Source organism: Boseongicola sp., from assembly GCF_057460485.1.
Genome location: NZ_JBVCWP010000002.1, coordinates 51,041 through 68,199, shown reverse-complemented (window position 1 = coordinate 68,199; position 17,159 = coordinate 51,041). Strand labels below are relative to the sequence as shown.

The 17,159-nt window shown below is 56.2% G+C and carries 19 protein-coding genes; 8 read left to right on the top strand and 11 right to left on the bottom strand.

Going from position 1 to position 17,159, the window contains the following annotated elements:
• Positions 1 to 22: 22 nt before the first annotated feature.
• Positions 23 to 616 carry a thymidine kinase gene (locus AC221Y_RS00880; protein WP_299748997.1) on the top strand — a complete coding sequence of 198 codons (594 nt, stop codon included), beginning with the start codon at positions 23 to 25 and terminating at the stop codon, positions 614 to 616.
• Here the strand turns inward: AC221Y_RS00880 and AC221Y_RS00875 are convergent.
• The 5 genes from AC221Y_RS00875 to AC221Y_RS00855 form a co-directional block, all read right to left on the bottom strand.
• Positions 613 to 1,572, bottom strand: coding sequence for a 2-hydroxyacid dehydrogenase (locus tag AC221Y_RS00875; RefSeq protein WP_299749000.1), 960 nt, complete (start codon positions 1,570 to 1,572; stop codon positions 613 to 615). The genes AC221Y_RS00880 and AC221Y_RS00875 overlap by 4 nt on opposite strands.
• Positions 1,572 to 1,907, bottom strand: coding sequence for a tRNA-binding protein (locus tag AC221Y_RS00870; RefSeq protein WP_299749003.1), 336 nt, complete (start codon positions 1,905 to 1,907; stop codon positions 1,572 to 1,574). Before AC221Y_RS00870 ends, AC221Y_RS00875 begins: the two co-directional genes overlap by 1 nt.
• The gene (proC, locus tag AC221Y_RS00865; protein ID WP_299749006.1) at positions 1,904 to 2,716 is read right to left on the bottom strand and encodes a pyrroline-5-carboxylate reductase; all 813 of its coding nucleotides are present in this window, start codon (positions 2,714 to 2,716) and stop codon (positions 1,904 to 1,906) included. Before proC ends, AC221Y_RS00870 begins: the two co-directional genes overlap by 4 nt.
• Positions 2,717 to 2,977: 261 nt before the next feature.
• Positions 2,978 to 3,481 (bottom strand): type III secretion system chaperone family protein, encoded by a 504-nt coding sequence (locus tag AC221Y_RS00860; protein ID WP_486706642.1) that lies wholly within the window; start codon positions 3,479 to 3,481, stop codon positions 2,978 to 2,980.
• A gap of 265 nt (positions 3,482 to 3,746) precedes the next feature.
• Positions 3,747 to 3,995 (bottom strand): accessory factor UbiK family protein, encoded by a 249-nt coding sequence (locus tag AC221Y_RS00855; protein ID WP_299754311.1) that lies wholly within the window; start codon positions 3,993 to 3,995, stop codon positions 3,747 to 3,749.
• A 97-nt stretch (positions 3,996 to 4,092) separates the two neighbouring features.
• On the opposite strand from AC221Y_RS00855, the gene lgt reads away from it, so the two are divergent.
• The 5 genes from lgt to AC221Y_RS00830 all read left to right on the top strand — a co-directional run bounded on the left by lgt (position 4,093) and on the right by AC221Y_RS00830 (position 7,916).
• A complete protein-coding gene (gene lgt, locus AC221Y_RS00850; RefSeq protein WP_299754407.1) occupies positions 4,093 to 4,977 on the top strand; it encodes a prolipoprotein diacylglyceryl transferase in 885 nt (294 codons plus the stop codon).
• A complete protein-coding gene (locus AC221Y_RS00845) occupies positions 4,974 to 6,035 on the top strand; it encodes a class I SAM-dependent methyltransferase (RefSeq protein ID WP_299754313.1) in 1,062 nt (353 codons plus the stop codon). Before lgt ends, AC221Y_RS00845 begins: the two co-directional genes overlap by 4 nt.
• Positions 6,032 to 6,790: a peptidoglycan editing factor PgeF gene (gene pgeF, locus AC221Y_RS00840; protein WP_486706641.1), complete on the top strand. Its 759-nt coding sequence runs from the start codon at positions 6,032 to 6,034 to the stop codon at positions 6,788 to 6,790. Before AC221Y_RS00845 ends, pgeF begins: the two co-directional genes overlap by 4 nt.
• A 113-nt stretch (positions 6,791 to 6,903) precedes the next feature.
• Entirely contained in the window at positions 6,904 to 7,035 is a 132-nt protein-coding gene (locus tag AC221Y_RS00835) for a hypothetical protein (protein ID WP_486706640.1), read from the top strand.
• A 77-nt stretch (positions 7,036 to 7,112) separates the two neighbouring features.
• Entirely contained in the window at positions 7,113 to 7,916 is an 804-nt protein-coding gene (locus AC221Y_RS00830) for a Hint domain-containing protein (RefSeq protein WP_299754318.1), read from the top strand.
• Here the strand turns inward: AC221Y_RS00830 and AC221Y_RS00825 are convergent.
• Positions 7,913 to 8,413, bottom strand: coding sequence for an Lrp/AsnC family transcriptional regulator (locus AC221Y_RS00825; protein WP_299754320.1), 501 nt, complete (start codon positions 8,411 to 8,413; stop codon positions 7,913 to 7,915). The two genes, AC221Y_RS00830 and AC221Y_RS00825, sit on opposite strands and share 4 nt — an antisense overlap.
• 176 nt (positions 8,414 to 8,589) lie before the next feature.
• Here AC221Y_RS00825 and trxB point away from each other — a divergent pair, with 176 nt between their 5' ends.
• Both trxB and AC221Y_RS00815 read left to right on the top strand, forming a co-directional pair.
• A complete protein-coding gene (trxB, locus tag AC221Y_RS00820; RefSeq protein ID WP_486706639.1) occupies positions 8,590 to 9,585 on the top strand; it encodes a thioredoxin-disulfide reductase in 996 nt (331 codons plus the stop codon).
• 167 nt (positions 9,586 to 9,752) lie between these two features.
• Positions 9,753 to 11,459, top strand: a complete 1,707-nt coding sequence (locus AC221Y_RS00815; protein WP_299754324.1) for a bifunctional sulfate adenylyltransferase/adenylylsulfate kinase — start codon at positions 9,753 to 9,755, stop codon at positions 11,457 to 11,459.
• Here AC221Y_RS00815 and AC221Y_RS00810 read toward each other — a convergent pair.
• The 5 genes from AC221Y_RS00810 to coaBC all read right to left on the bottom strand — a co-directional run bounded on the left by AC221Y_RS00810 (position 11,456) and on the right by coaBC (position 17,086).
• Positions 11,456 to 12,298 carry an inositol monophosphatase family protein gene (locus AC221Y_RS00810; RefSeq protein WP_486706638.1) on the bottom strand — a complete coding sequence of 281 codons (843 nt, stop codon included), beginning with the start codon at positions 12,296 to 12,298 and terminating at the stop codon, positions 11,456 to 11,458. The genes AC221Y_RS00815 and AC221Y_RS00810 overlap by 4 nt on opposite strands.
• Complete coding sequence (locus AC221Y_RS00805) at positions 12,295 to 14,319, bottom strand: M3 family metallopeptidase (protein ID WP_299754328.1); 2,025 nt, start codon at positions 14,317 to 14,319, stop codon at positions 12,295 to 12,297. Before AC221Y_RS00805 ends, AC221Y_RS00810 begins: the two co-directional genes overlap by 4 nt.
• A 67-nt stretch (positions 14,320 to 14,386) precedes the next feature.
• Positions 14,387 to 15,424, bottom strand: coding sequence for a HesA/MoeB/ThiF family protein (locus AC221Y_RS00800; RefSeq protein ID WP_299754330.1), 1,038 nt, complete (start codon positions 15,422 to 15,424; stop codon positions 14,387 to 14,389).
• On the bottom strand, positions 15,424 to 15,888 hold the full coding sequence (gene dut / locus AC221Y_RS00795; protein ID WP_299754332.1) for a dUTP diphosphatase: 465 nt from the start codon (positions 15,886 to 15,888) through the stop codon (positions 15,424 to 15,426). The genes AC221Y_RS00800 and dut overlap by 1 nt, the downstream gene beginning before the upstream one ends.
• A gap of 1 nt (position 15,889) precedes the next feature.
• Positions 15,890 to 17,086, bottom strand: coding sequence for a bifunctional phosphopantothenoylcysteine decarboxylase/phosphopantothenate--cysteine ligase CoaBC (gene coaBC, locus AC221Y_RS00790; protein ID WP_486706637.1), 1,197 nt, complete (start codon positions 17,084 to 17,086; stop codon positions 15,890 to 15,892).
• Positions 17,087 to 17,159 lie beyond the last annotated feature (73 nt).

The following is a 17,159-nucleotide window of genomic DNA, read 5'->3' as shown; positions in this document are numbered from 1 at the left end:
TGACCCGCGCTAGGCAAAATGAATGGCCAAACTCTATTTTAATTATTCCACAATGAATGCAGGGAAATCGACCCTACTTTTGCAGGCGTCGTATAACTATCGTGAACGCGGGATGCAGACGTATCTTTTGACGGCCGAGATAGATGGGCGCACTGGCGATGGCCTGATTGGCAGCCGCATAGGAATTAGCGCCAGAGCCGACACATACGACACAAAGTCGAACCTGTTCGACATGCTTCAGCGGCGTCAGAAAAGTGGCCCGATCGCATGTGTTTTCATCGACGAAGCGCAGTTTCTGACCAAAGATCAAGTTTGGCAATTGGCACGCGCGGTCGACGACCTGAAGCTGCCCGTGATGTGTTACGGTCTGCGGGTCGATTTTCGGGGAGAGCTTTTCCCCGGCTCGGCGGCACTTCTTGCTTTGGCCGACGAAATGCGCGAGGCGCGCACGATCTGTTTTTGCGGCAAGAAGGCGACGATGGTCGTCCGCCAGGACGAAGACGGCCATCCCCTTGCTGACGGAGCCCAAGTGCAAATCGGCGGCAATGACGCTTATGTTTCCCTGTGTCGCAGGCATTGGCGCGAAGCAATGGGCGAGCGACCGCCCACGCCCTAGCCCACAGGATTTGGCAGTGTTTTCCCATCAATCCAAGCGTTCAGATTGTCCACCGCCATCAGCCCCATATCAACCCGAACTTCAAGTGCCGCGGTGCCAAGATGTGGGAGCAGGGTAACGTTTTCCATAGCTTTCAGCGCTTCCGGCACAATCGGCTCTTGCTCGTAAACATCAAGCCCTGCGCCAGAAATCTGGCCCGCTTGCAACGCTGAAATGAGAGCAGCCTCGTCAACCACATCGCCCCGCGCGATGTTCACCAGGACGCTGTGCGGCTGCATCTTTCTCAACAAGTCAGCGCCCATAAGATGATGTGTTTCCGGGGTCGCCGGCACCGCCAGGACAACGATATCCGCCGTCGCACACAGCTCGCTCAAAGTATCCAATTGCCGCGCCGGAACGCCAGCATCCTTCACTTTTGACCGGTTGTAAAAGACAACGTTCATATCGAAACCAAGACCCGCGCGCTTCGCAATCGCTTTGCCAATCCGCCCCATCCCGATGATGCCAATAGTCTTGCCCGTGACATGAACCCCAAGAAACTGGGTCGGATGCCACCCTTCCCATGCACTGGCCCGTACAGCACGCTCGCCTTCACCCGCGCGTCGACAGGTCATCAAGATAAGCGTCATTGCAATATCAGCCGTAGCGTCTGTGACAGCGCCAGGCGTATTGGTGACCGCTATTCCCGAGGTGCGCGCGGCAGTCACATCGATATGATTATAGCCCACACCAAAATTGGCGAGTATTTTGCATTTCATGTCAGATGCTTGGCCAATGACAGTCGCTGAAAGCGGATCACCCAGCGTCGGCAAGATAGCATCATACCGACCCAAGGCGTCGACCATCTCGGCAGGTGGAAGAGGGCGCGTTTCTTGCCTCACGCTAACATCAAACCCCGCATCAACCGCCTGCAGAACAGCTTCAGGCAGCGGGCGCGTGATCAAAAGTTTCGGCATCAAAACATCTGCGCGCCAAGCGGCACGTCCTTATCTGGTTTCAGCAACACAACTTCGCCATCCGCGTCCGGCACCCCAAGCACCAAAACCTCGGATCTGAACTTTCCGATCTGGCGCGGCGCAAGGTTCACGACGGCCAGAACCTTTCGGCCGGGTAGGGTTTCAACATCATAGTGTCGCACGATCTGAGCCGAGCTCTTGCGCTCACCGATCTTTGGCCCGAAATCGAGGTACAACTTGATTGCAGGCTTGCGCGCCTCGGGGAACGGCTCGGCGCGAAGGATTTGGCCAACGCGGATATCGACCTTCAGGAAGTCCTCAAATTCAAGCGTCATGCCCCAAGCTCCCGACTACGGTCTGCCGCCGCGGCCACTGCACGATTAAGCAAGGCAGGAAACCCATTCTCGGCATCCATTAAAACCTCCAACGCAGCCCCCGTAGTGCCATTGGGGCTTGTCACGTTGATCCGCAGTTGCGTGGCGCTCTCCTCGGACGCAGCCGCCAATGCCCCCGCCCCGGCCACAGTTGCGACCGCCAATTCCATCGCCATTTCACGCGGTAAACCTTGCGCAACACCAGCATCTGCCATGCATTCGATCATGTGAAAGACGTACGCTGGCCCCGAGCCAGAGACACCTGTCACAGCGTCGATCTGGGCTTCGCTCTCCAATTCAACCGTTTTGCCTACAGCACACAATAGGGCGCGCGCCAATTCCAGACGCTCGTCACTGACATGCGCATTCCGACAATAAGCGGTGATCCCTTGTGCAATTGCCGCTGGCGTATTGGGCATTGCGCGTACGATAGGTGTCTTTAGGCCAAAGACTGCTTCAAAAGCAGCTATTTTCGTTCCCGCGGCAATTGATAAAAGGACGGTTTCACCGTTCCCATAACCTTGAATAGACGGCAGCGCGTCGCCCATCATTTGCGGCTTGACCGCAACCACCATAATCGCTGGATTGGAAGGCAACGTGTGGTTCACGCTTACGCCGCGCGCCGCAACCCAGTCCGGCGCATTCGGATCAATTACATGGACTGCCGACGCCGGAAGACCTTGCGACAACCAGCCTTCAAGCATAGCGCCACCCATCTTGCCGCAACCTAGCAGAACCAATCCCCGTTGAGGTATGTCGCCGAAATCCATGTCAATATTCTCCCGTTTGACCCTGAATACGGTAAACGCTCCGGTAGGGACAACCTCGTTTCAAACTCCGACGCGCAAGCTGCCCCACTCAAGCGCACGTCGCGCTCACATTTATTAGGAGGCTTGTATCCAGGCTTGTCGCTGTCGCCGCAGACCAAAGAAAAAACCGGGCCGCACTGGCGACCCGGTTTTCTTGCTTGACCTGCTGGCCGGGGGGATCAGCCGATTAACACACAGAATCAAGCTAACCTTGAGGTCTTTTCAAGCCGTGCCGTAAGCCTCGGCAATTGCCATATTCATCGCTTCGGCGGGTGTTTCATCGCCCCAAGCAACAAGTTGAAAGGCCGGATAGAAGCGTTCTGCCGACAAGACAGCCGCCCGGATCATAGTATCGATCTGCTCTGCTCCGGCAATCTGTCCACCTGCAAGGACAAGGCCATATCGCCAAACCATAAGCTTTTGCGCCGCCCAGTACGAGAACGCACCCGCCCAACACATATCGTTGGTGGCGTTCAAAGTTTCATAGAGTGCGCCCAGCTTCTCTTTCGGTGGATCCATCTCGAATGTGCAAATGAGGCGCAAGGTCTCGTCATGCGACGACCACGCTAGGGTAATGGAATAGGTCCGCCACTGCCCTTCGACCGCCATCGCGATCTGATCATCAGCGACCCTGTCGAAATCCCATTCGTGGTGCTCGGCAAGATGCTCGACAATGTCAATTGGATGGATTTCGTCTGTGGAAAAGTACTGCTCGGAAAGTGACATACGCGGCCTCATGTGCTCTGGCTGCGTGGCGTCTTCCGGCCACCACAGCTTGGTGCCTGCTCAAGGTCCGGTGGATTTCCCCCCCGACCTTACGATATATGGTGTGCGCAAAGCCCGAGTCTGTAAAGGTCTAATTTAGGAAATACCGGTGGATAACCTGCAACGCAGCAAGATTTCTGGGGATAAAACAGGCCAGGCCACGCAAGCCGAGCAGCTTGCGCGCTACCACGCTCCAAACAAGTTGGAATTTGGGTCAGAAGGCTTTTTAGCTGTCGCTAGAGGCTTCATGCGCATCAAGTCGCGCTTTCAAAACTTCGTTTTCTTCGCGCGCCTTTTGGGCCATTGCACGCACCGCGTCGAACTCTTCCCGCGTCACAAAATCGCGATCTGCAAGCCAGCGATCGACAAGGCCCTTCATGGCCGTCTCAGCTTCATCGCGCGCACCCTGTGCCACACCCATCGCATTGGTCATCAATTGCGAAAAATCGTCGATAATCTTATTGCGCGTCTGCATGGCTCCTCCGGGAATTGGCTACGATACCCTATATGGGGAACGTATCAGTGATCGCAAGGTTGACGTCTCTCCAATCCGCTGCCACTTCACTCAAACCATGTTACTTGCGATCCCTTTTCCCGACCTGTCACCAACACTGATCGAGATCCCGCTGGGACCGATCACGCTCCCTATTCGGTGGTATGCTCTGGCCTATATTGCGGGAATTATTCTTGGCGTCTGGATGGCCGGACGGGCCCTTGCGCGTCCTGCATTGTGGCAGAATGAAACACCGCCAATGACCAAGGAGCGGCTTGAGGATTTCACCACATGGCTGATAATCGGCATCATTCTGGGCGGGCGTATTGGGTATGTTCTTTTCTACGAACCTGCATATTTTCTTGAGAACCCGGGAGATATTCTGCGGGTTTGGACCGGTGGAATGGCGTTCCACGGCGGCTTTCTTGGCGTGTTGGTGGCTGGACTAATTTTTGCCCGAAAGCACCGCATTTCAATCCCGAAACTTGCGGATCTTGCCGCCCTTTGCACCGCTCCGGGACTTCTGTTTGGCCGTGTCGCAAACTTCATAAACGCCGAACTTTGGGGCCGCCCTACAGATGCGCCATGGGGCGTTATATTCCCGGGGGTACGCGCACAGGACTGTCCCGACATCGTGGGACCCTGCGCCCGCCACCCGTCACAACTTTACGAAGCCGGGCTAGAAGGTCTGGTCTTGGGGGTAATTCTTGTCTGGCTAGCCTTCACACGGGGCTGGTTGAGAACACCCGGAGCCATCTGCGGCTTCTTCCTTGCAGGCTACGGCGCGGCCCGCTTTTTTGTCGAATTTTACCGCGTCGCGGATGCCCAATATATCACCCCCGACAATCCACTGGGTCGCGTCCTGTTCGTTGGTGATTTCGGCCTGTCCATGGGCCAGATCCTATCGACACCGATGATCCTGATCGGCCTCGCCTTCATTGTCCTTGCCCGACGACGCGCATGACCACACTGTTTGACCGTCTCGCGCAGATCATCCGCGAGAACGGACCGCTAACCGTGGCCGACTACATGCGCCATTGCTTGCTTGACCCCGAGTTTGGATATTACTCAACACGCGATCCGTTCGGTGCCAAAGGAGACTTCACAACCGCCCCTGAGATCAGCCAGATGTTTGGCGAATTGATCGGGCTTGCACTTGCGCAGGCCTGGCTCGATCAAGGGGCACCGTCTCCGTTCGCCCTTGTCGAATTAGGCCCCGGTCGCGGCACGCTATTGGCTGACCTTCTACGGGCAACAAAGGGCGTCCCGGGGTTTCACGATGCAGCCCAGTTGCACATGATTGAAGCTTCCCCCACCCTCCGCGACTTTCAGATCAGGACCATCCCACATAAAATCCTGCACCACGACACACTGGCCAGCGTACCGGACCTGCCGGTTTTTCTGATCGCCAACGAGTTTTTCGATGCCCTCCCTATAAGACAATTTGTGCGAGACGGCGCGGGATGGCGGGAACGCGTGGTCGGGTTCGTTGACGGGGCACTGGCGTTTGGATTGGCGGATGTTTCCCACCCTCCAGGTCTTGAAGATCGGCTAAGCGACACAAAAGACGGTGATTTGGTTGAGATCAGCCCTGCCTATGCGGCCATCGCGCGCGATATCGACGCCCGCCTGACTCAAAAAGGCGGCATCGCCTACATCATCGACTATGGGGACTGGCGGTCCTTAGGCGACACATTTCAAGCCCTTCATGCGCATAAACCAGACCCCCCACTCGACAGGCCCGGATCGGCAGATTTGACGGCGCACGTTGATTTTGAAGCCATCGCGAAGGCTGTCCAGACTGCCACGACGTCTCGCCTGACCCCTCAAGGGGTCTTTCTCGAGCGCCTTGGAATTACTAATCGCGCACAAGCGTTGGCTCAAAATCTTGAGGGATCAGCCCTTGATCAGCACGTGGCGGCACATCGACGCTTGACGCACCCCGACGAAATGGGAACGCTCTTCAAGGTGATGGCACTTTATCCCAAAGATGGACCCCTCCCACCGGGAGTGACAGCGTGACGGTGGAAATCTTGACCTCTGACATGCTGTTGCCGGTCCGACATGGGTTTTTTACCCGTCGCGGCGGCGCATCCTCGGGAGTGTTTGAAGGGCTGAATTGTGGATACGGTTCGTCCGATCAGACCGAAATAGTGACGATCAACCGAAACCGGGTCGCTAAGGCAATGGGTGTCGCATCCGACTATTTGGCAAGTGTTCACCAAGTTCACTCAGCAACAGTCGTGACGTTTGACGGCGCGACAAATCAAGAACCCGACAAAGCTGACGCAATCGTAACAGCAACGCCCGGCGTCTGCCTGACGATCCTGACGGCCGACTGCCAGCCTGTGCTATTTGTCGATACGACCGCCGGAGTAATTGGAGCTGCACACGCAGGATGGAAAGGTGCAATCGGCGGCGTGCTTGAAGCCACGATTGATGGCATGATCGCTCTTGGCGCAAGGCGGCAGGACATTCGCGCAGCCATAGGCCCGTCTATTTCGCAGACTGCCTATGAAGTTGGCCCGGACTTCCTTGAGACATTTCTTGATGACGACCCCGAAAACAGTCGTTTCTTTGCCGGTGGTAACGGCGACCGAGTGCAGTTCGATCTTCCCGCCTACGGCTTACACCGTTTGCAAAACGCCGACATTGGGGGCGCCGAGTGGACACGACACTGCACCTACTCCGACCCTGAGCGGTTCTTTTCCTACCGGCGAAGCGTTCACGCACAAGAAGCAGACTATGGGCGCCTAATTGCGGCGATCTGTCTTTAGCATTTCGATGCCAAACCACCCTGAAACCGCCACGCCATTGCCCCATTGCCAGGTGACACTCTCTTAAGGCCCGGTGATATGCCGTGCGCAAGACAAGTGATGGAGATCGGGCTATGAAAATCAAGCCACGTTGGATGAAAAGCGTGATTGCAACGGCCAAAAAACAGTTGCCTACAATGCCGTTTCAGCGATCTGGAGCTATCGAAAACATACCCGTGAAACCGGCTTTTTCCGATCACGCTTGATCAGATTTGCGCCGAAATTGTGGCGCAGGCTGACCCCGTGATCCGAACCGCCAGACCGCTGCCAAAAGGTTGATTAAATGAGCTACACCCCACCAACCCTGCCGCCGTTTCCCGGAGAAACTCCCACGCGTCGCGTTCATTCAGAAGCGCGCTGGACAGCGCGTCGGGTCACACGACCCCAATCACAATCGCTCGCAACCAAACTAACGCGACGCTTCGAAGTTGAATGGCTCGCAGAAAATGGCGTCCAATCCTCCGTTCGAGTGGCCCCCGCTTTGCCTGTTTTTGAACAAGCCTTCGGGGCTTTTGCGCATGGTGTATTAGTCCAAACGACCGAAGGTCCGGTCGCTGTCGAAGACCTTTTGCCGGGTGCGTTTCTTGAATGCGCCGGCGGACATACGTCACAGCTCCTTTGGAAAGGCGCAATCACGCTGGTTCCGGGTGCTCCGTCAATGTCAGAATTGCCCGATCGCCTTTACCGGGTCATGCCCGATGCCTTTGGGCTGGGACGGCCATCACAAGACCAAACATTCGGCCCTCACGCACGCCGCTTTAACCGCGACCCAAAAGTACGTGCGGCACTTGGCGCGGAAACCGCCCTTGTCCCGCTTTCGGCAACAGCCGACGGCATGGCGGTAATTGAAGTGAACCCTATCGCAGCGACCCGCGTCTATCATCTTGCCTGCGAAAAACACGAAACGATCTTTGCGGCCGGGATGGAAGTCGAAACCTATCATCCGGGTCCGGATGTCGCGCTTTCCCTGTCTGACGAGATGATGCAGCATTTTTTGATGTTTTTCCCATACATCCGCAGCATACGGGATTTCGGACGCCTCACCGCGCCGCGGATCACGTCGGCAGAATTGGCGGCCATCACTTAGGCGTTCTTGGCGAGCCGCGCTTCCAAGATATCGAACGGGACACCTGGCGCATCTTTTGCATCGCGGATGACCAATGATGTCTTCACGCTTGCAACATTTGGCGCCGAGGTCAAAGATTCGGTCAAAAAGCGCTGGAACGTCGACAGATCCGGAGCGACACACTTCAAGATGAAGTCCACTTCGCCGTTCAGCATGTGGCATTCACGAACCAAAGACCACGCTTTGCAAAGGCCCTCAAATGCAACCAAATCAGCTTCAGCCTGACTTTGAAGTCCGACCATTGCGAACACCTGCACTTCAAAACCAAGCGACCGCGCATTAACCGACGCATGGTACCCCTTGATATATCCCTGCTCTTCAAGCGTCCGTACACGGCGTAAACAGGGGGGTGCAGAAATACCGACGCGCGACGCCAACTCAACATTGGTCATGCGACCGTCAGCCTGAAGTTCAGCAAGAATCTTGCGATCGATTAGATCAAGTTTAACACCCGACATAAGCCCTCCCAGTTTTGCATTCTTTAGGCGCAGCTAGTCCGTTGCGCAATAATATTTCAAAAATGAGTAATTTTATTATTGGATGCGGTCAACCCGGTCAACTCTATGCGATCTCTCTTTCCGTCCCTTCGCGCCGGGTTTATATCGGCCCTTGCTGCCACTCAAAGGGGATAGACATGGGCGATCAAAAGCACAGCCGCGTACTGATAATCGGGTCGGGTCCTGCGGGATATACAGCGGCTGTTTACGCCAGTCGCGCCATGCTGGAACCGGTGCTTGTGCAAGGCATTCAACCAGGCGGGCAGCTGACAATTACCACCGAAGTCGAGAACTGGCCTGGCGATATCGAAGTCCAGGGTCCTGACCTTATGGTGCGCATGGAAGCCCATGCGAAGAACGTTGGTACCGAGATTATTTCCGATCACATTCAATCGCTTGACCTCTCAAAGAGACCTTTCACCGCAATTGGTGACAGTGGCACAACCTACACTGCAGACGCGATCATTCTTGCCACGGGCGCGCAAGCCAAGTGGCTAGGCCTTCCCTCGGAGGAGCACTTCAAAGGCTTTGGTGTTTCCGCTTGCGCCACCTGCGACGGCTTCTTTTACCGCGGTCAGGAAGTTGCCGTAGTTGGGGGAGGGAATACAGCTGTAGAAGAGGCCCTATTCCTTACAAACTTCGCTTCCAAAGTCACACTGATCCACCGGAGAGATTCGCTCCGTTCGGAAAAAATCCTTCAGCATCGCCTGTTCAATAATCCCAAGATCGAAGTGATCTGGAACCACGAGATCGATGAAGTGGTCGGTGCAAGCAATCCCAGAGGCGTCGAAAGCCTGCGCTTGAAGCATGCTAAAACCGGCGAAATCAAAGAGATCACCGTGAACGGCGTCTTTGTCGCTATCGGCCACGCACCCTCGTCGGAGTTGGTGACGGAGCAACTTGAGTTGCACAATGGCGGCTACGTCGTGACCAAACCCGATTCAACAGCGACGTCCATCCCCGGTGTTTTTGCGGCAGGCGACATTACCGACCATGTTTATCGTCAAGCCGTAACTTCGGCCGGCATGGGGTGTATGGCGGCGCTTGAAGTCGAGCGCTTTCTTGCGGAACAAGCCGCCGAAAAGGACGTCATTGCGCCGGTCGGTGAGGATGCAAGCATTCCCGCCGAGTAGACTTCTGAAAGCTGAATATTGGCCAGTAGCGACAAATCTTGCCGATCACTTTCCTTTTTTTACGGACTATTCGAAGCGGTTTTTTAAACAAATGACCTGCTAACCTTGATCTTCCTGTGGTGCGTGTAATAGGTGCGCGGCATGCAATATTTGGCAAAGAGAACCTGATGAAAATCTTAAACCACGTTCCCATTCCGGAACTCTATGTCTCTTACGAAAGCGCCCAAAAGCTTAAAGTCGAAGCTGGGGAGATGCCGTCATGGGACCTGTCACCGCGCCAGATTTGCGACTTAGAGCTTCTTATGAACGGAGGCTTCAATCCTCTGAAGGGTTTTTTGAGCGAGGAAGACTACGATGGCGTCGTCGAGAACATGCGCCTCGCGGACGGCACAATTTGGCCCATGCCGATCACACTTGATGTCAGCCAAGACTTCGCAGACGGGCTAAACGTCGGACAAGACATCGCACTTCGCGATCAAGAGGGGGTCATTCTGGCCATTCTCTCGGTGACCGACCGCTGGACACCAAACAAAGCGCGCGAGGCCGAACAGGTTTTCGGTGCAGACGACGATGCCCACCCGGCAGTAAACTATCTGCACAATGTCGCCGAACCCGTTTATCTGGGCGGACCTATCACCGGCATCCAGCAACCGGTTCACTATGATTTTAAGATGCGGCGCGACACCCCGAATGAACTTCGCGCCTATTTCCGGAAAGTCGGATGGCGACGCGTTGTCGCTTTTCAAACGCGCAATCCGCTCCACCGCGCCCATCAGGAATTGACCTTTCGCGCCGCAAAGGAGGCGCAGGCCAATCTTCTGATCCATCCCGTTGTGGGTCTTACAAAGCCCGGTGACGTTGATCATTTCACACGCGTTCGCTGTTACGAAGCGGTCCTTGATAAATATCCAGCCGCGACCACAACGATGAGCTTGCTGAACTTGGCAATGCGTATGGCAGGTCCGCGCGAAGCTGTCTGGCACGGGTTAATCCGCCGGAACCACGGCTGCACGCACATGATCATCGGAAGGGATCACGCGGGGCCTGGCAAAAACTCTGCCGGCGAGGACTTTTACGGACCCTATGATGCACAGGACCTCTTTCGCGCGCATCAAGACGAGGTCGGAATTGAGATGGTTGACTTCAAACACATGGTTTACGTGCAGGAACGTGCCCAATACGAACCTGCCGACGAAGTCGTGGATGGCGCCACAGTGCTTAACATCTCAGGCACTGAACTGCGCCGACGCTTGCGCGAAGGCCTTGAGATTCCAGAATGGTTTTCATTCCCGGAAGTGGTCGAGCAATTGCGCACTCGCTATCCCCCGCGCGCTCAGCAAGGTTTCACAGTATTTTTCACAGGCCTGTCAGGCTCGGGGAAATCGACTGTCGCCAACGCATTGATGGTTAAGTTGATGGAGATGGGCGGGCGCCCGGTTACCCTGCTTGATGGCGACATAGTCCGTAAAAACCTCTCGTCCGAGTTAGGCTTCTCAAAAGCGCACCGCGATCTTAACATTCGCCGCATCGGCTATGTCGCCAGCGAGATCACCAAGAATGGCGGCATCGCAATTTGCGCGCCGATTGCCCCCTACGCGACAACACGGCGGGCAGTTCGTGAAGACGTCGAGATGTTTGGCGCGTTCGTGGAAATCCACGTTGCAACAAGCCTTGAAGAATGCGAGCGCCGCGACCGGAAGGGTCTATATAAACTCGCCCGTGAGGGGAAAATCAAGGAATTCACTGGGATTTCCGATCCTTATGATGTCCCCGCCGAACCCGAGCTTCGTCTTGATACAGAGAATGCCGAAGTGGACCACTGCGCGCATCAGGTCTTGCTGAAGCTGGAACAGATGGGGCTGGTTGCCGGTTAAATAGTGCCGTCTGGGCCAGTGATGGCATCCGCAACCATTTGCCAGTTTGCCTCCGAAGACGCGACAATAAGCCGACCTTCGCGCTGGGTAGGACGATACGGCTCGCCAGTCAGGAGGCGTGCAACTCCACCGGCCTCTTCAGAAATCAGGCATCCGGCTGCGTGATCCCACGGGTTCAGAACTGGCGAGACGCAAAAATCGACGATACCTCGCGCCAGAAGTCGATACTCGTGCGCCGAGCACCGAAGGGCGTCGGTTTTGTGAAATTCCGGTAGCCGTGAAAACAGGCGACGGCGTTCGTCACCTTCAAAAAGATAGCTGTGGACATAGCCGATCGCATTCGAAGCGATCCGGTCGCAATCCTGCGTGAACCGCAGTTGCGTTTCAGCCCCATCTGATTTCACAAATCGTGCGCCCTGCCCACGTGTGGCAATCACCCAGTCGTCTCCGATTGGATCGTAGATCATCCCCCACTCGGTCTCGCCATTCTGCGACAACGACAAAATCACCCCGAAATTTGCAAGCCCATTTGCGAAATTCCAGGTGCCGTCTATGGGGTCGACGATAAGACAAACGCTGCAATCAATTGCATCGCGAACGCTCGCGTCTTCGGAAACTGCCTCTTCTCCGACAACAGCAACACCCGGCAAAATCGTGATTGCGACCTCACTCAAACGCCTCTCCGCCTCGCGGTCCGCCACGGTAACCAGATCGTCCATCCGAGACTTTGTTGCGATGTCACCTTCGCCCAAAAACCGAAACCGAGGCAGTATTTCCTCTGCCGCGATCTGGCGCACAGCGGCAATCAGTTTGGCTTCAGCCTCAGCCGGGAAAATCACACCGCCAGCCCTCTGCCCTTCAGCAAAGCTTCAGGGCCCGGCATTTTACCTCGGAAGGCCAGATAAAGATCTGCTGCATCCTTTGAGCCGCCCGCGGACAAAACGTGCTGTTCAAGTTTTGCCGCAATCCCTGCGTCAAACGGTCCGCCAGCTTCAATAAACGCCTCGAAAGCATCCGCATCCATGACCTCGGACCACATGTAGCTGTAGTAACCACTGGAATAGCCGTCTCCGGCAAACACATGCGCGAAGTGCGGCGTTGCATGTCGCATCGCGATCGCGGGCGGCATACCGATGCGATCCAAAACTTCGGCTTGTCTTTGCATCGGGTCGGTCGCCAGATCGCCTTGATGAAAATCGAGGTCCACAAGAGCCGACGCAACATATTCCACTGTCTTAAACCCCATATCATAAGTTCCGGCAGCAAGAAGCCGATCAAGCATGTCTTGCGGCATCGGCGCGCCGGTTTCAGCGTGTGTGGCGAATTCAGAAAGAACTTCCGGAACTTCCAACCAGTGTTCGTAGAGCTGGCTCGGCAATTCTACAAAATCTCGGGCGACGCTCGTTCCGGAAATGGTTTCGTAAGTGACATCACTCAACATTTGATGAAGCGCGTGGCCAAATTCATGAAACAGCGTCCGGGCATCGTCGTAACTCAACAATGCGGGGCGTCCCTCTGGGGGCTTCGCAAAATTGCAGACGTTGATCACGACGGGATGAACGTCCCCACCAAGTTTGCGCTGCGACCGCAAGGCGGAACACCATGCACCTGACCGCTTGGAGCCACGCGCAAAATAGTCGCCGATGAAAACCGCCAGATGCTCACCGTTTCGCACGATTTCCCACGCCCGTGCATCCGGATGATTGAGTGACACGCCGTCAAGCGGGCGCGCCTCGATCCCAAAAAGGCGGGTCGCACAGGCAAACGCAGCCTCGATCATGCGGTCCAACTGAAGATAGGGCTTCAGAGCGCTTTCATCCAAATCATGTTCTTGCGCGCGGCGCTTCTCGCCGTAATACCGCCAGTCCCACGGCTGCAGATCGCCCTTCACGCCATCAGAATGCAGCATCTCTTCAAGATGCCCTGCATCTGCCAGCGCACCAGCGCGCGCAGGCTCCCAAACCTGCATCAGCAGATCTTGGGCAGCTTGGGGAGTCTTCGCCATCTCGGTTTCTAACTTGAAAGACGCGAAATCGGGGTACCCCAGCAGGCGCGCCCGTTCAGCCCGCAGCTTCAGCGTCTCCGCGACCTTCGCGCGATTGTCCGTCTCTCCGCCATTGGCACATCGCGAAGTCCAGGCACGCCATGCTTTCTCACGCAGGTCTCGGCGCGTTGAAAATTGCAGGAACGGGACGATCAGCGAACGCGACAACGTGATGACAGGCCCAGGCCGCTGCTTTTCGTCGCCGGCCGCCTTTGCTGCCTCAATCAGAAAGTCCGGCAGACCCGCAAGATCGGCGTCGGTTAGATCCATCACCCAACTGCGTTCTTCGGCAACGATGTTTTGCGTAAACTCAGTGCCAAGCGTCGCCAATCGCGATTTAACCTCAGCCAATCGCTCACTCTCGGGCCCCTCCAGGCAAGCACCCGCACGCACAAAGCTGCGATGGGTCAGCATCAGCACACGCGCCTGCTCGTCAGTCAAATCAAGTGTGTCCCTGGCCCCCCAGATTGCTTCCACCCGCTGAAACAAGGCTCGGTTGCGTGTGATTTCAGACGAATAGTCAGAGATCAAAGGCGAAAACCTGCGCTGAAGCGCCTCGCGTTTGGGGTTGGCGTCGGTTCCTGAAAGATTGAAAAACACCGACAAGACGCGACCCAAAGCCTCGTCTGCAAGCTCAAGCGCTTCAATTGTGTTCGCGAAATCGGGCGGCTCTGCGGTGTCTACTATGGCCGCAATATTGGCGCGGGCCTCGCTCAAAGCTACGTCAAGGGCTGGTTCGAAATCATCATCTGCGATGGCCGCAAAGGGCGGTAAGGCAAAGGGGGTGGTCCACTCGCTAAGTAGGGGGTTCGACATAATGGCTCCTGTTGCGACTCGCGTCATCCTTTGACCCTATTCCCCGCAAGATCACCATTCCAGTGCTCTAGCCGGCGGTCCCACAAATCTTGCAATCGTTCCGGCGTTCTACGGCGATGATCCGCGTATCCGCATAGAGTGCGTCGTAGATCAGCAAGCGCCCGTGCAACGTTTCGCCCGCTCCCGCCAGAAACTTAACCGCTTCAACAGCCATCATCGCACCGACCACGCCGGGCAACGGCGACAACACGCCCCCCTCCGCGCAAGAAGGCGCAAGTCCGGCCGCCGCAGGTTCCGGGAATACACAGGCGTAGCAAGGCCCCTTTCGTGACGGATCAAAAACACTGATCTGACCCTCCCACTGCGTGATCGCGGCGGAAACCAGCGGAATGCGCAGTCCCACGGCCGTTTCGTTTACAAGATACCGAGTTTCAACATCGTCACATCCGTCCAAGATCAGATCGTAGTCTTGAAACAACTCACGCGCGATATCGGCCGTCAAACGTCGGTGGTAGGGACGCACTTCAACAAAAGGGTTTTGAGCGCGCATTGCCTGTTCTGCAGAAAACACTTTTGGCATTCCGATACGATCATCTGTGTGGATGATCTGCCGCTGCAAATTCGAATTCTCGACCACATCATCGTCGATAACACCAATCGTCCCGATACCCGATGCTGCCAAGTACAAAAGTGCTGGCGACCCCAGCCCTCCGGCCCCAACAACAAGAACGGCGGCATTTTTCAGTCGTTTCTGCCCAGGGCCGCCAATTTCGCGCAACACAATATGGCGCGCATTGCGTTCAAGTTCCGAGCTTGATGGAACATTTTCGGTTTTTGGCAAATTCTCCGGACGAACCCGAGTACGGAGCTTTTTGAGGCCCTGCGAATATATCCAAACCATACCCGCGAGAAAGCCAAGCGAGATCCATTCGCCCAAGGACCCGCCAGTTGCAGCACGCAATGCATGCCCTTCCGGGAAAATTGCTTGCACCACAAGAACGCCGACATAAAGAAGCGCAATCATCAAAAATCGCGCATTCGTGGGCATTCGCAGGATATGCCCGATCCCCCAAAGCATCGCGGCCATAGCCAATACGAGCGTCATCAGCCGCGTCCCGTCGATCCGAAGCCGCCGGCACCCCGGTCGGTGCCTGACAGTTCAGTCACAAGTTCAAACCGCGCCTGCACCACCGGCGCCACCACCATCTGCGCGATCCGGTCGCCATGGGCGACCGCAAAAGGCTTCGCGCCGAGGTTTATGAGAATGACCCCAACCGCCCCCCGGTAATCGGAATCGATCGTACCCGGCGTATTTGCCAGCGTGATCCCATGCTTCAACGCCAGTCCCGAGCGAGGACGGATCTGGATTTCATATCCCTCCGGAATATGTACGGAAAAGCCAGTTGAAACCAACATTCGCTCACCGGGTGACAGAACAATTCCCCCGCGATCAGCAAACGCCAAGTTCGCCCGAACATCTGCTCCAGCCGCTCCCGATGTCGCGTAATCTGGCAAGGCGATCTCAGGGTCGGCCCCGTCTAGTCGCATTATTTTAATGACCGGGCGCATGTCAACCAAGCGCCGCGGCAATACGAAGTGCCAGTTTGCGGGCTACATCATCTTTTGATGCCCGCGGCCAAGTTTCAGGACCGTCGGCGTCAATTACGGTGACGGCATTCTCGCTACCGCCCATGATCCCCGTCTCTGGCGAGACGTCATTCGCAACGATCCAGTCGCACCCCTTGCGCTTGCGCTTTTGGGCTGCGTGAGCCACGACATCGTCAGTTTCGGCCGCAAAGCCGACGACAAGTTCGGGGCGCCCCTTCGTCATTTGCGATACTGTCGCCAATATGTCCGGGTTCTCCATAAGGGCCAGCGCGGGCGGCCCTTCGGCTTTCGCTTTCTTAATTTTACCAGCCGCGACTTCGGCAACGCGCCAATCCGCTACTGCCGCAGCAAAAACCGCCGCATCTGCAGGCAATGCCGAGATCACCGCATCAAGCATCTCGCTCGCTGTTTCAACTTTCACGACCTTGACGCCCAAAGGAGGCGCTGTACGTGCCGGCCCAGTGACGAAAGTAACCTGCGCGCCAAGGCCCGCCAGGGCGGAAGCGATGGCACTCCCCTGTTGCCCGGACGAGCGGTTCGCAAGGTACCGCACGGGGTCAATCGGCTCGTGTGTCGGACCAGACGTCACAATAATGTGCCGGCCACCCAGAGGGCCAGTGGCCAATAGGGCCATGATCTCGGCATGGATCTCCACCGGTTCTGTCATGCGACCAGGACCAAATTCACCACAAGCCATGTCCCCTTCATTGGGGCCAATACGATGGATGCCGTCTGCCTCTAGCGTCGCAATGTTGCGTTGATTTGCTGGGTGAAGCCACATGCGGACATTCATCGCCGGTGCGACCAGCACGGGTGTGTCAGTTGCCAATAGAAGGGTAGATGCCAGGTCATTGGCCTGACCATTTGCCATTTTGGCCATCAAATCCGCAGTTGCCGGTGCGACAACCACCAAATCAGCGGACCGACTAAGCTCAATATGACCCATTTCGGCTTCATCGGTCAGATCGAAAAGATGCGTGTAGGCTTTATGTCCGGCAAGGGCCGCTGCCGAAAGCGGTGTCACGAATTGCTCGGCCGCGCGCGTCAGGACCGGCGTCACGGACCCTCCCTCACGTTTGATCAGACGGATCAATTCGAGGGATTTATAGGCAGAAATTCCGCCCCCAATGATCAGTAATATGCGTTTGCCTTGCAACATGTCAGCACTCCACGCGTTTGCCGATCAAGTGTTACGGGCACGCTGTCCAAGGGGCAAGCCATGGTGTGCGCAA

Bases quoted from the DNA above. Each gene is read 5' to 3' on its own strand.
- AC221Y_RS00805 (WP_299754328.1), bottom strand. From the start codon at position 14,319: ATGTCGAACCCCCTACTTAGCGAGTGGACCACCCCCTTTGCCTTACCG.
- AC221Y_RS00835 (WP_486706640.1), top strand. From the start codon at position 6,904: ATGAAAATCAAGCCACGTTGGATGAAAAGCGTGATTGCAACGGCCAAA.
- coaBC (WP_486706637.1), bottom strand. From the start codon at position 17,086: ATGTTGCAAGGCAAACGCATATTACTGATCATTGGGGGCGGAATTTCT.
- trxB (WP_486706639.1), top strand. From the start codon at position 8,590: ATGGGCGATCAAAAGCACAGCCGCGTACTGATAATCGGGTCGGGTCCT.
- AC221Y_RS00815 (WP_299754324.1), top strand. From the start codon at position 9,753: ATGAAAATCTTAAACCACGTTCCCATTCCGGAACTCTATGTCTCTTAC.
- AC221Y_RS00880 (WP_299748997.1), top strand. From the start codon at position 23: ATGGCCAAACTCTATTTTAATTATTCCACAATGAATGCAGGGAAATCG.
- AC221Y_RS00830 (WP_299754318.1), top strand. From the start codon at position 7,113: ATGAGCTACACCCCACCAACCCTGCCGCCGTTTCCCGGAGAAACTCCC.
- dut (WP_299754332.1), bottom strand. From the start codon at position 15,888: ATGCGCCCGGTCATTAAAATAATGCGACTAGACGGGGCCGACCCTGAG.
- AC221Y_RS00800 (WP_299754330.1), bottom strand. From the start codon at position 15,424: ATGACGCTCGTATTGGCTATGGCCGCGATGCTTTGGGGGATCGGGCAT.
- AC221Y_RS00870 (WP_299749003.1), bottom strand. From the start codon at position 1,907: ATGACGCTTGAATTTGAGGACTTCCTGAAGGTCGATATCCGCGTTGGC.
- AC221Y_RS00855 (WP_299754311.1), bottom strand. From the start codon at position 3,995: ATGCAGACGCGCAATAAGATTATCGACGATTTTTCGCAATTGATGACC.
- AC221Y_RS00860 (WP_486706642.1), bottom strand. From the start codon at position 3,481: ATGTCACTTTCCGAGCAGTACTTTTCCACAGACGAAATCCATCCAATT.
- AC221Y_RS00875 (WP_299749000.1), bottom strand. From the start codon at position 1,572: ATGCCGAAACTTTTGATCACGCGCCCGCTGCCTGAAGCTGTTCTGCAG.
- AC221Y_RS00845 (WP_299754313.1), top strand. From the start codon at position 4,974: ATGACCACACTGTTTGACCGTCTCGCGCAGATCATCCGCGAGAACGGA.
- AC221Y_RS00825 (WP_299754320.1), bottom strand. From the start codon at position 8,413: ATGTCGGGTGTTAAACTTGATCTAATCGATCGCAAGATTCTTGCTGAA.
- lgt (WP_299754407.1), top strand. From the start codon at position 4,093: ATGTTACTTGCGATCCCTTTTCCCGACCTGTCACCAACACTGATCGAG.
- proC (WP_299749006.1), bottom strand. From the start codon at position 2,716: ATGGATTTCGGCGACATACCTCAACGGGGATTGGTTCTGCTAGGTTGC.